Annotated in this window: 8 protein-coding genes and 1 pseudogene; 3 read left to right on the forward strand and 6 right to left on the reverse strand. The window is 60.4% G+C overall.

Annotated elements, in window-relative coordinates; all coding sequences use genetic code 11:
• Positions 1 to 152 precede the first annotated feature (152 nt).
• A complete protein-coding gene (locus tag DTF_RS23010; protein WP_081702914.1) occupies positions 153 to 1340 on the forward strand; it encodes a mechanosensitive ion channel family protein in 1188 nt (395 codons plus the stop codon).
• Positions 1341 to 1357: 17 nt separating this feature from the next.
• Here DTF_RS23010 and DTF_RS0110210 read toward each other — a convergent pair whose 3' ends face one another.
• Together DTF_RS0110210 and ppsA are read right to left on the reverse strand one after the other, a co-directional pair.
• Positions 1358 to 1801 carry an Hsp20/alpha crystallin family protein gene (locus DTF_RS0110210; protein WP_027715241.1) on the reverse strand — a complete coding sequence of 148 codons (444 nt, stop codon included), beginning with the start codon at positions 1799 to 1801 and terminating at the stop codon, positions 1358 to 1360.
• A gap of 185 nt (positions 1802 to 1986) precedes the next feature.
• Complete coding sequence (gene ppsA / locus DTF_RS0110215) at positions 1987 to 4386, reverse strand: phosphoenolpyruvate synthase (protein WP_035056706.1); 2400 nt, start codon at positions 4384 to 4386, stop codon at positions 1987 to 1989.
• A 161-nt stretch (positions 4387 to 4547) separates the two neighbouring features.
• Here ppsA and DTF_RS0110220 point away from each other — a divergent pair, with 161 nt between their 5' ends.
• Positions 4548 to 5042 (forward strand): universal stress protein, encoded by a 495-nt coding sequence (locus DTF_RS0110220; RefSeq protein WP_027715243.1) that lies wholly within the window; start codon positions 4548 to 4550, stop codon positions 5040 to 5042.
• Positions 5043 to 5078: 36 nt separating this feature from the next.
• On the opposite strand, the gene DTF_RS23015 is transcribed toward DTF_RS0110220, so the two are convergent.
• Both DTF_RS23015 and DTF_RS23020 read right to left on the reverse strand, forming a co-directional pair.
• A complete protein-coding gene (locus DTF_RS23015) occupies positions 5079 to 8417 on the reverse strand; it encodes an AAA family ATPase (RefSeq protein WP_051361218.1) in 3339 nt (1112 codons plus the stop codon).
• Positions 8347 to 9363: an SPFH domain-containing protein gene (locus tag DTF_RS23020; protein WP_081702915.1), complete on the reverse strand. Its 1017-nt coding sequence runs from the start codon at positions 9361 to 9363 to the stop codon at positions 8347 to 8349. Before DTF_RS23020 ends, DTF_RS23015 begins: the two co-directional genes overlap by 71 nt.
• 302 nt (positions 9364 to 9665) lie before the next feature.
• On the opposite strand from DTF_RS23020, the gene DTF_RS0110235 reads away from it, so the two are divergent.
• Entirely contained in the window at positions 9666 to 9872 is a 207-nt protein-coding gene (locus DTF_RS0110235) for a hypothetical protein (RefSeq protein ID WP_027715244.1), read from the forward strand.
• A gap of 55 nt (positions 9873 to 9927) precedes the next feature.
• On the opposite strand, the gene DTF_RS0110240 is transcribed toward DTF_RS0110235, so the two are convergent.
• Positions 9928 to 11400 carry a glutamate synthase subunit beta gene (locus tag DTF_RS0110240; RefSeq protein WP_027715245.1) on the reverse strand — a complete coding sequence of 491 codons (1473 nt, stop codon included), beginning with the start codon at positions 11398 to 11400 and terminating at the stop codon, positions 9928 to 9930.
• Between the two features lie 191 nt (positions 11401 to 11591).
• A pseudogene (locus DTF_RS27210) lies at positions 11592 to 12350 on the reverse strand (glutamate synthase subunit alpha); the annotation flags it as partial.

Here is a 12350-nt window from a genome sequence, read left to right on the forward strand (position 1 = left end):
CCTCCCGTGCTTTCAGATATTTATATCAGTCTAGCAGAAACCTCCGCACACTTCATCAGGGGCTTTCGGGGCGACCCCTCAAGGGTGTCGCGCTTGCATTCGCCGGGCTCATCTGGTAATGATAAGGGCTCATTTTTCTACGGGAGTCCGCAATGATCGAGAGTCTTGAAAACCTTTTTTCCGGCGCTTTCATGGGCATTGGCCTGGGACGGTTCGCCGCCGCCTTTCTCGTCCTGGTCATCGCCCTGGTTCTCAAGAAGATCCTGGCGCACCTCTTCACCCGGGTTGTTTTTCCCTTGGCCGCCAAGACGGAAACCGGATACGACGATCAGCTCCTGACTGCCATCCGGAAGCCTGCCGAGTTTCTGATCGTCATCGTCGGCCTGTTCGTTGCCCAGCAGGTCCTCCAGCTCCCCACCGAACCTGTCGACCTGCGCCGGTTCTCGTCCGCGATGCTCAAGGTTCTGGTCACCTTCGACGTGGCCTGGGCTCTCTTCAACATGGTCAGCCTGGTCGAAACCTGGCTGGGGAAATGGGTCAGCCGCACCGAATCGACCCTGGACGACCACCTCCTCCCTTTTGTCCGCAAGAGCCTGCGCGCCTTCGTCATTTTCATCGCCGCCCTCCTGACCATCCAGAATCTCGGATATTCCATTTCCGGCCTCCTCGCCTCCCTGGGAATCGGCGGCCTGGCGGTGGCCCTGGCGGCCAAGGACACCCTGGCCAACGTCTTCGGCTCCCTGATGATCATCCTCGACCGCCCTTTCCACATCGGCGACTGGATCAAGACCGGCGACATGGAAGGAACCGTGGAGGAAGTGGGGTTCCGCTCGACCAAGATCCGCACCTTTGCCAAGACCCTGATCAGCGTCCCCAACAGCACCATCACCAACCAGTCCATCGACAATTTCAGCCGCATGCCCAAGCGGCGCATCAAGCTGACCGTCGGGGTGACCTACGAGACGACGGGAGAGCAGATGCGGCTGGCGGTCTCCGAAATCCGCGCCATGCTCAAGGAGCACCCGGCCATCGACCAGGAGTTCATGCTGGTCCATTTCACCGATTTCGCCTCGTCCTCACTGGACATCCTGGTGTACTGCTTCACCCGCACCACCGTCTGGGGGGAATATCTGGAGGCGAGAGAGGATGTCTGCCTGAGGATCATGGAGATTCTGGAAAGACTGGGAATGGAGATCGCTTTCCCGAGCCGCAGCGTCTACCTGCGGGGGAAGGAAGAGGACGGGCTCCCCGCCGAAGCGCAGGCGCGCTTCTCAGGGATGGATATCGATCGGCTCGGACGGCCGGAATTCCAGACACCCCCGGCGGCAGCCGAGGGCTGAGACTTTTCTCAACCGATTCACGGCTTCATTTCCACATCGATCTGACGGGGTTTGGCTTCAACCTTTTTCGGCAGGACGATCTTGAGCATCCCTTTTTCGCAATTGGCGACCACTTTATCCTGATCGACCGAAGCCGGCAGGGCGAAAGTCCGGCGGAAATTTCCGTAGAAGCATTCGATGCGGTGGTAGTTGTGCTTTTTCTCCTCCCGCTCGAGCTTGCGCTCTCCATGGATGATCAGAATGTTATCCTCTATCTGAACCTGAATATCCTTCTGATCCACCTCGGGAACCTCCATCTTGACCACCACCTCCCGATCGTCTTCATAGATGTCCACCGGAGGCTGCCAGAGCCCCTCCTCCAGCGGCTCTCCGCCCAGGTTGCGACTTGAATCGAGAAGGCGGCTCATCTGATCCTGCATCAACCGCAGCTCCCGCAGCGGATCCCATTTCACCATCGCCATGTTCAACCTCCTCAAAAATCGTACTCACGCGGAGCCACGGAGGACGCGGAGAAAATCCAAGACAAACTTTCAAACGACTCAGGGGCAGATTGACCTGGAGAGTTTCCTGGTTACCTGGGGTTCTCCGCGCCTCCGCGTCTCCGCGTGAGGCTGTCTTGTGATTTTGACACCGATTCAGGGTAGTTTCAATCCTTTCCGCGTCCGAGCTTCTTCTCCACCTCCAGGATGCGCAAAGTCGTCGGCAAAACGGTGTCGGGATTGAGGGAGATGCTGTCGATGCCGCACTCGACCAGAAACTCGGCGAATTCGGGGTAATCGCTGGGAGCCTGGCCGCAGATGCCTATTTTGCGGCCGGTCTTTTTCACCCGCGCTATGACGTCGGCGATCATCCGCTTGACCGCCTCATTGCGTTCGTCGTAGAGGTGGGCGACGATCTCCGAATCCCGGTCGAGCCCCAGGATGAGCTGGGTGAGATCGTTGGAGCCGATGGAGAAGCCGTCGAAGATTTCGGCGAACTCCTCCGCCAGGATGACATTGGAGGGGATCTCGCACATGACATAGACCTCCAGTCCGTCCTCTCCCCGCTTCAGTCCGGCCTGCGCCATGACCTCCAGCACCCGGCGCCCTTCCTCGACCGTGCGGCAGAAGGGGATCATCAGCTTGACGTTCTTGAGCCCCATCTCCTCCCGCACCTTCTTCATCGCCCGGCATTCGAGAAGAAACCCCTCCCGGTAGCGCTCGTCGTAATACCGGGAGGCGCCGCGGAAGCCGATCATCGGATTCGATTCGCCCGGCTCGAATCCCTCACCTCCGAGAAGCCCGGCGTACTCGTTGGTCTTGAAATCGCTCATCCGCACGATGACGTCCCGGGGGTAAAAGGCCGCGGCCAGCGTCCCCACCCCCTGGGCCAGCCTGGCCACGAAAAATTCTTCCCCGTTCGGATATTCGGAAGTCAAATCATGGATCTGCCGCCGCGTTTCCTTTTTCTCCACCCGGTCGGGGTGAAGCAGGGCAAGGGGGTGGGCCGCTATGGCGTTGTTGATGATGAACTCGATGCGGGCCAGTCCGATTCCGTCGTTGGGGATCATGCTCAGGCCGAAGGCCTGTTCCGGGTTTCCCAGGTTCATCATGATCGCGGTGCGGGGCCTCTCCATTCCGGAGAGATCGATCTCCTCCACGTCGAAATCGAGAGCTCCCCGGTAGACCTTGCCGGCCTCCCCCCCCGCGCAGGAGACGGTGATTTCCTTACCATCCGGGATCTTCACCGTCCCGTCGACGGTGCCGATAACGCAGGGGATGCCGAGCTCCCGGCTGACGATGGCCGCATGGCAGGTCCTTCCCCCGCGGTTGGTGACGATGGCCGCCGCCCTCTTCATCACCGGTTCCCAGTCCGGATCGGTCATGTCGGTGACCAGGACGCACCCTTTTTCGAAGCGATCTATATCATGGGCATCCTTGATCACCTGTGCCTTCCCGGCGCCGATCTTGCTGCCGACGCTCTTGCCTGAAGCAAGAACGTCTCCCTCCTCCTTCAGCCGGTAGGTTTCCAGGCGGCTCTTCTCGCGGATCGACTGGACCGTCTCCGGCCGGGCCTGGACGATGAAGATGTCTCCCGTCTCGCCGTCCTTGGCCCATTCGATATCCATGGGACGGCCATAATGCTCCTCGATGCTGCAGGCCTGCCGGGCCAGGGAGAGAATCTCTTCGTCCTCCAGGCAGTACCGGCGGCGGTCCTCCTTGGACACGGAGACCTCCCGGGTTGCCCCCTTGCCGCCCTCTTCGGTGTAGACGATCTTTTTTTCCTTGGACCCTGGGTTCTTTCCGATAATGGACCGGAATCCTTCCTTCAGAGCCGGTTTGAAAACATAATACTCATCCGGATTGACTGCGCCTCGGACCACGTTTTCGCCGAGCCCCCAAGCGGCGTTGATCATGACCACATCCGGAAAGCCGGTTTCCGTGTCGATGGTGAAAATGACCCCGGCACAGGCCCGGTCGGAACGAACCATCTTCTGCACTCCGATGGACAGGGCCACGTCGAAATGGTCGAATCCCTTGTCCTGTCGATAGGAAATGGCTCGATTGGTGAAAAGGGAGGCGAAGCACTTGCGACAGGCCTCCACCAGATCTTCCTCCCCCCGGATATTGAGAAACGTCTCCTGCTGGCCGGCAAAAGACGCTTCGGGGAGGTCTTCGGCGGTGGCGCTGGAGCGGACCGCGACGTCGCAGTCCCTGCCGAAATCCTCCTCCATCTGCCGGTAGGCCTTGCGGATCGCCTCATCGATTTCCTCGGGCAAAGGGGCGGAGCGAATGGTACGGCGCACCTTGCGCCCCACCTCGGCCAGGTTTTCTCCGGTCTCCGTATTCAGACTGCCCAGCAGATCCCGCAGTTTCTCCTCGATCCCGGCGCTCCCGATGTATCGACGGTAGGCCGCCGCGGTCACGGCGAACCCCGGCGGAATCAGCACTCCACGGGGAGAAAGGTTCCGGACCATTTCCCCCAGCGATGCGTTCTTGCCGCCGACTCTGCCAACGTCTTCCTTACCGACATCTCCGAACCACAGGATAAACTCGTCAACCGCCATGAGCGCCTCCCGTTTCAGCAAAATTGATATGGCAAAGCGTATCAGAAAGGGCTGCCTATTCAATACATTCGGCGATCATAAACCTCGAAATTTCGGAACATTGCAAACTAAAACAGCCATTGATATACTGGTTTTCAAAGCAGACAACAGCGGAGGAAATTATGGCACACAGAATCCTGGTGGCGGTTGACGGCTCCAGCGCTTCTGAGCACGCCGTGGAGTATGCGGCAAAGCTGGGCCGGGATATCAAGAATTTCCAGATGACCCTTTTTCACGTCGGAGAACCCATTCCCATCAACGTCATGGAGTATGACAAACTGCCCGGCAAGGGGGAATGGGACGAAAAGCTGGAGAAACACCGCAAGGATGTGGAGGACTACGAGAGCAAAGAGGCGAAACGCGATGCCGAAATGTTCCGTTTCCTCAAGCACCGGGCCGAGCAACTGGGCCTGAAGCCCGATCAGGTTGAGAGCAAGTTCGCCGCCGATGTCCAGAACATCTCCACCGAGATCCTCATTGAGGCGGAAAAAGGAGGATACGAAGCTATCTGCGTAGGGAAGCAGGGACGCTCCTCGATGAAGGATTACCTGATCGGCAGCGTTTCCGACCGGATCCTCCGCCATGCTAAGGGCTGCGCCGTCTGGGTGGTGGAATAAAAAAAGGGACGTGCTGCATTCGGCCGGGGCGTCCGTTCAGAGCGCCTCGTCCCGCTTCTCCGCCGCCGGCATCGGGGGCTGACGGAAAATCTCTTCCAGACTGGAGTAAGCGATGACCCCCCTTTTCACCGTTTCGTGCACGGCTTCCATGCGCCGCCGAATCTCCTCCTCCGCCTGATGACGCAGTTCCGATTCCCATTTCTCCAGTTCCTGACGACGGGATGAATGTCCGTTCCGCAAGCCATCCGTAAGATCCTGCTCGCGACGCAGACGCAGAAATTCGGTCAGACGGCGTTGCTGCAAATCACCGAAGAAGAAAACCTCGGGAACCAGAGCGGAGAAACTGCGGACCCCCCTGATATCCCTCCCCTCTATCCGATAGGCCTCCAGAACTTCGGCTTCCATATCCTGATAGTTCTGCAGCGGCATGTACATGCGGGAGAGGTACTGCAGTACCTTCTCCGTCTTCTTGCGGTGTCCGCCGATGATGACCGATGCCCCCACCTCGCCCCGCTGCGCTCCCTTCGTCCATGGGGCGCCGGTGATTCCGAAGTCGTTGAGAACCGGAAGGCTGAGAAGAATGGAGAGGGTGTTGATGGTCAAAGCAAAACCGGCGGAAGGTCCGCCCACGCTGTAAGAGGCTGACAGGAGCTGATGGTGCAGGCTGTAGCCGTCCAGGAATTCACCAAGGATGCGGGGAACGTTCAGGGCCGGACAGAGGTACTGGAGATAATTCTCCACCAAAGTGAGGGCCTCCCGGGCGCTCTGGTGGGTCATCTGTACCGCGAGGTCGAGTTCCGCGGCGCCCGGAGCCGACGAGGAGACCGCCCCGGTCACCACGATCTTTTCCGGAAAGACGCGGTAGACCAGCGAGGAGGCGATGGGGAGCAGAACCCCGCTGGTTTCATTGGCGCCCACCCCCACCACGAAGCCGACCTGGGGTTCATGGGAGAGTTCCGTTTCGAGAAACTCGTCGAGCTGCTGTTTCCCCTTGCGGGCCGGACTGCTGGCGAGCTGTTGCCGGGCACTGTGCAGATGCCAGCGGATGACCGGAAAAACACCGGAATCGCGAATGCGGGAGAGGCGCTGGGCGGCCTCATCCAGACAGCCGAGGAGGGATTCCTCTCCGTGCCGTGCCTTCAGTGCGAGACTCGGCTCTCCTCCGGCCCCCTCCAGAAGTCCCACCAGGGTCTTGTAGTTGAAGCGCACGAAGCGTGCCCGCTCCGCCTCGCTCTCCTTCACCGCCGACATCAGTTTATCGAGCACCTCCACCTCCGTGGAGCGCAGGGATCGGACCTTTTCTGCAAAGGCGGTGAAGTCGGCCGGAGTTTCGCAGATGCTCCGGGCGATGCGAACCATCTCCTCGTGGGTCAGCTCCTCTTCCAGAGGGATGCCGTTCATCTCCTTGCGCATGATGCGCAGCGCATCGTCATCCCTCATGTGTCCGGTCACGTTGAGCACCTTCAGACGCTTTGAGCGGATCAGGGCCGGATCGAGGATGTCCAGCCGATTGGTGGTGAGAACGGTGAAGACCCGGGAGAGGGGGGATTCGCCGTCGATGATGGAAAGAAACTTGTTTGTCACCTTGTCGTAAGGGCTTCCCCCCTGCGGCGATCGCCTCGGCGCCACCGAATCGCCCTCGTCGAAAAAGACCATGGAGGGAGAGAGCATCTTGGCGATGTCGTAAACCCGCTCCAGGTTCTCCACCATCCCCTCCAGGGGGTTGGTGGGATCGGTGAGATCGTTGAGATTGACCACCAGATCCTGCACCTCGACGTTGTCCCCCAGCCAGGCCCTCACCATGAAGGTTTTGCCCGATCCGGGCGGTCCCGTGAGGACGACCCCTTTTTCGTCGCTGATATTGTAATACAGGGCATTGTTGGCCATTTCGGAGAACTCGTTCTTGATCCCCCCGATATAGTCCTCCCAACGGATGCTCCGGTCCATATGCCCCACCAGCTTCTTGTACAGGGATCCATGGACGTTGCGGGCAACGGCCTTGAGGGCATCGCGCACCAGGTATTGATCGTCGAGATAATCGGAGCGGAAGTCGCCCTTGAGGGCGATGATGGAGTCGATGAGGCGGCGCACGTAGGCGGGGGTGATGCGCAGACTCCGCTCACGGAAGATGGGGTCGAGCCGTGCGACGGTCTCCTCCAGCACCTTTTCCGACAGGAGCCGGGCTCCGTTGGCCGGAGCGGAGAAGGAGAAATTCTTGCGCTTCAGCTCCAGGCGCACCACTTCCTTGAGATTGGCCGGATCCACCCACAGCTCGCTGATGTCCAGGACAAGCCCCCGTTCGACGAAACGGCGGTAGATGGCGGGGTCGAACTGCTCCGGCTGGTCGGTGGTGGCGATCAGCAGGCAGTCGCGACGCCCCATGGCGATCTCGTCCAGGAGGATATTGCCGGCATCGACCAGGGTCGCCTGCTGCCCCTTGACGCTGCTCATCTGGTCCGGCCGGCCGAAGGCCGAGTGGGCTTCCTCGAGGTGCCGGATGCAGGTCCTCCGGGGGTCGCCCATGGCCTTGCGCAGGTAGTTTCCGGGCTCACCGGCCCAGGCGGTCTGATAATCGTTGGGGGTGATCATGGCGTAATCGATATAGACCCCCTCCTCCTCCAGGGAAGAGAGAGCCTGGCTGATCCGCTCCCGGAACATGTACTTCACCACCGGAAGGCGGGAGAAGAGGCGCAGTCGCTCCGCCTTGCGCCGGCGCTCCAGGCGCACCGCCAGCTCCGGATCGACGTCCTCCAGACTGCGCCAGAAGGGTTCGTCGGCCAGAACATCTTCCCGCTTCGCCTCGAGGTCGACCACCGGACGCACCTCGGCGCCGAAGACCGCATCCTCCAGGGCCTGCTTGACGGTGGCGCTCTTTCCGCTGCCGCTGCCGCCGATGACCAGGACGAGCGGGGCTCGCGGCACAGCGGGATCCTCGTTGTACTCCTTGAGGATATGGGCGTGATAGAGTTTGCGGAAAAATTCCAGGAAGGAAGGAGGGACGAAAACGTCGGACGTCTGCTTCTCCAGCAGGAATGTCAGATACTGGTAGTCATGCCAGTCCAATTCCTTGCCGAGGATCTTTTCCCAAGCCGCGGCAGCGCTCTGCGACCCGGAAACCTCGAAGCGCCGCCGCCAGTCGTTGAGCAGCTCGGGATCGCGCAGGATCTGAAAGCTCCGTTCGGCGGGCTTGAGCAGACGCAACCAGCCCCTGATCACCTCGAAAGGTGAGCGGGTCGGATCGTACTGTCGCAGGCGGCGCAGCACAAAGAGGCGGGTCTCGAAACTCCAGCCCGCTACCAGCGCCTCAATCTGCCTGATCCGCCGCTCCGACAGCCTCACGTAGACGGGGCTTCTGGTCTTTCGCACTCTGGACATATGTGGATTGCGTTTCCTTTCTGGAGTGTTCTTTCGGCGCAGGAGCCGGAAGGACGACAGGAGGCGCCCCGCCGGTATTGGTCAGAACGAAGGTGTTCTGCCCCTGCTGGTTTTTCTCGTAGGCGGCGGCCCATTTCTGCTGATTCAGGAATTCGAAAAGAAAACGGTCTCCATCGCTGTTCAGACCGAGCGAACGGCGGAAATCCCGAATCGAGTCGCTGTAGGCGGCATAGAGCTTTCGTGTGCGGCTCGCCTCGAGGTCGGCGGCATAGTTCTCCGCCTCTGCAATGAGTTCCCGGCGTTTCTTCTCTTCACTCGCCTCGGCCAGCTTCTCGCCAAAGCGGGTATCGCGGAGAATAAAGGAGACCACCTCGATGCCGTATTTCTCCTCCAGCGTCGGACCTCCTTCGTTGATCGCACGCTCCTTGAGGTCGCGATAGATCTCCTCCTTGATCCTTTCCCGATCGGAGATCAGTTCGTCGACCGTGCGGCCCTGCATGATGTCCTTGACGATGCCGTCGAAATCATTCTGCAGCAGGGCCTGTGGCGACTTGTTCTCGATTCCCCACCGCTCCAGGTCCATGATGCGGAAAGTGAGCATGGCGCTCGCCCATAGAGAGACGTTCCCCTGCGACATGATGCGCTGGGAATCGGGCATGCCGCCGAGATGAAGCTCCTGGTTCATCAGAGGGACTTCCAGCTCCAGACGTGTAAAAAACGGCAGGCGGCCGTGCCAGCCGACATCCTTTACCACCCGCCGTTCGCCCGAGAGATCCTCGAGAATCACGGCGTAGTTGCGCCGGACCTTATAGATGGTCTTGGTGGCGTAAACGATCGCCACAGCATAGTACAGCAGGGTTCCACAGAGCAGTAACAGGAACCCTCTCTTGAAAAAGGTCTTGAGCCTTGCCCGCTGCAGCAGGCGAAAACGCTGTTCCGGTTCCACTATTTTACCTCCATGGGAAAAGTCAGGAAATGTATATAAATTATAACATCTTTTTAAAAGATTGTTTACCTATTGCCTTAATGAAGACCTGTCCACAAAAACAAGATTCATCCCTGAACAGAATGCTAGAACGCTGTTATCAATCGCACCCTCCTGAAAAGAACTCTTTTGTGTAGGTCAGCGAAATGGAGGGGAATCTCACGCTTCGTGTTCATGTTATAATTTCGGAACAAGACAGGAAAGACGCGGCAGGCAGAAGCCGCGCATCTCACATCCGATGCGGATGAAGAAAGGAGTCTGTCATGAGAAAACCAGAATTCAGAGCCTTGTGCAAAGGCGTTGCCGATGGTGAAGAACGGTTTGTCGAAGATCTGACACTGCATGCAATCGGTAAGGTGACCTCTTGTTCAGGAAACCATTTTCAGGTCCAGTTCGATGAAAAAAGCCAGAGCTGGCCAAGTGAGACCTGCAGGGAGAGAATGGATATCGCAAGCAAGAAATCCGCCTGAATCCGTGAAGTGTGAGGGAGAACGCGCGCCTCACGAAGTGCAGTAATGAGGAAACTCAGGGCAGATCGGTCTCTCCCATCAGGTAGCGATCCACCTCCCGGGCTGCCCCCCTTCCCTCGTTGATCGCCCATACGATCAGGCTCTGGCCCCGTCGGGCGTCGCCGGCGGCGAACAGGCCGGGGACGCTGGTGGCGAATCGACCGTATTCGGCCTTGATGTTGCTTCGGGGATCCTGCTCGACATCCAGACCTTCGATCACCGACTCCTCCGGCCCGAGAAACCCCATGGCCAGCAGCACCAGATCGGCGGGGAGGGTCTTCTCGGTGCCGTGCACCTTTGTCGGCAGGGTGATGCCGGCCTCCTCCCGCCATTCGATCGTGTGAATCATAATTTCCCGGACCCGTCCCGTCGCATCGGACAGGAACCGCTCGGCCGTTGTCAGGTAGAGGCGGGGATCCTCGCCGAATATCTCCCGCGCCTCCTCGTGCCCGTAATCGAGGCCGTACACCCTGGGCCATTGCGGCCAGGGGTTGCCCGGGGCGCGCTCCTGCGGCGGGCGGGGCATGATTTCCAGTTGGGTGATGCTCCTGCACCCCTGGCGCACGGCCGTGGCGACGCAGTCGGTTCCGGTATCTCCGCCGCCGATGACCACCACGTCCTTTCCTTCGGCGGTGATTTCGAGGGGGGCGCCGTCCAGAAGACTGCGGGTGTTATGGGTAAGATACTCCATGGCGAAGTGGATGCCTTCCGCTTCGCGGCCGAGAATTTTGAGGTCCCGAGGCCGGGTCGCCCCACAGCAGATCACCACGGCATCGAACTCCCCGCGCAACTCGGCAAGGGTCCTGTCCCGGCCGATCTCGACGCCGGTGACGAAGGCCACCCCCTCGGCCTCCAGCAGATCGACCCGGCGCTTTACGACGGCCTTGTCGAGCTTCATGTTGGGAATGCCGTAGGTCAGAAGGCCGCCGATGCGGTCGGCTCTCTCAAAGACAGTCACCTCGTGCCAGGCCTTGTTGAGCTGGGCGGCGCAGGCGAGTCCCGCCGGCCCCGAACCGATCACCGCAACCCGCTTGCCGGTCCGCCCGGCGGGGGGCCGCGGCACGATCCACCCTTCTGCAAAGCCGCGGTCGGCAATCGCCTGCTCGATCGCCTTGATGGTCACCGGCGGATCGATGATGCCGAGGACGCAGGCCCCCTCGCAGGGGGCGGGGCAAACCCGACCGGTGAACTCGGGGAAGTTGTTGGTCATGTGCAGGCGCTCCAGCGCCTTGCGCCACAAACCGCGCCACACCAGATCGTTCCATTCGGGAATCAGGTTGTAGACCGGGCAGCCGGACGCCGCTCCGGCGATGATGAACCCCGTGTGACAGAACGGAGTGCCGCATTCCATGCAGCGCGCCCCCTGCTCCCGGGCCTTCTCCTCGGGATAGTGGAGGTGAAATTCCTCCCAGTCGGCGATCCGCTCCCCCACCGGCCTGTCGGCCGGCAGTTCCCGGAAATATTCAGTAAATCCGCCCAGCTTGCCCATCGTTCAACCCACCCAAAGAGATTCTTACCAGTTTTCAGCTATTTCAAACTAATTTCCGAGCTGGAAACGAGGAATTTTTCGTCGTGGCAAGGAAATCAAGGAATTGCGCGGAGGCGTACATTGTACGCCGCACAAACAAGGCCGCAGATTGACGCCGCCACGGCGGAAAAGGACCATTTCCGACCGGAAATTCAATTGCCGCTCACCCGCGCCGCATCCCTCGCATTCGCCTCGAAGGCGGCTTCCAGCGCCTCGTCGCCGGAGAGGCCAGATTCGGTGGCGCGGTCGATGGCCTCCAGCATCCGCCGATAATCCCGGGGGAATACCTTGACGAAGCGCGAAACGCTGCGCGGCCAGTCGGCGAGGACCGCCTCGGCGAGGTCCGACCGGGTCAGGTCGCGGTGGCGCTCGATCAGCTCCCGCACCCCGGCGATTTCGCCTGGATCTTCCAGTCTTTCGAGATCGACCATGCCGGAGTTGCAATGGCCTGCGAAAGATCCCGCCTCGTCCAGCACATAGGCGATCCCCCCCGACATCCCGGCGGCGAAGTTGCGGCCGGTCGGCCCGAGCACGACCACCCGGCCGCCGGTCATGTACTCGCAGGCGTGGTCTCCCACCGCCTCGACGACAGCGGTCAGCCCGGAATTGCGCACACAGAAGCGCTCGCCGGCCATACCGCGGATGAAGGCCTCCCCGGCGGTCGCCCCGTAGAATGCGACATTGCCGACGATGATGTTCTTCTGAGGATCGAAGGCGGCGCCTCGCGGAGGGATGAGGATGATCCGCCCTCCGGAGAGGCCTTTTCCGCAGTAGTCGTTGGCGTCCCCCTCGACGGTCAGGGTCATGCCGCGGGGAATGAAGGCGCCGAAGCTCTGGCCGGCCGAGCCGATGAACTTGAGGCGGATGGTGTTGTCGGGAAGGCCCTTGAGACCGTAGCGGCGGGGGGGCGC

Source organism: Desulfuromonas sp. TF (assembly GCF_000472285.1).
Taxonomy (GTDB): Bacteria; Desulfobacterota; Desulfuromonadia; order Desulfuromonadales; family ATBO01; genus ATBO01.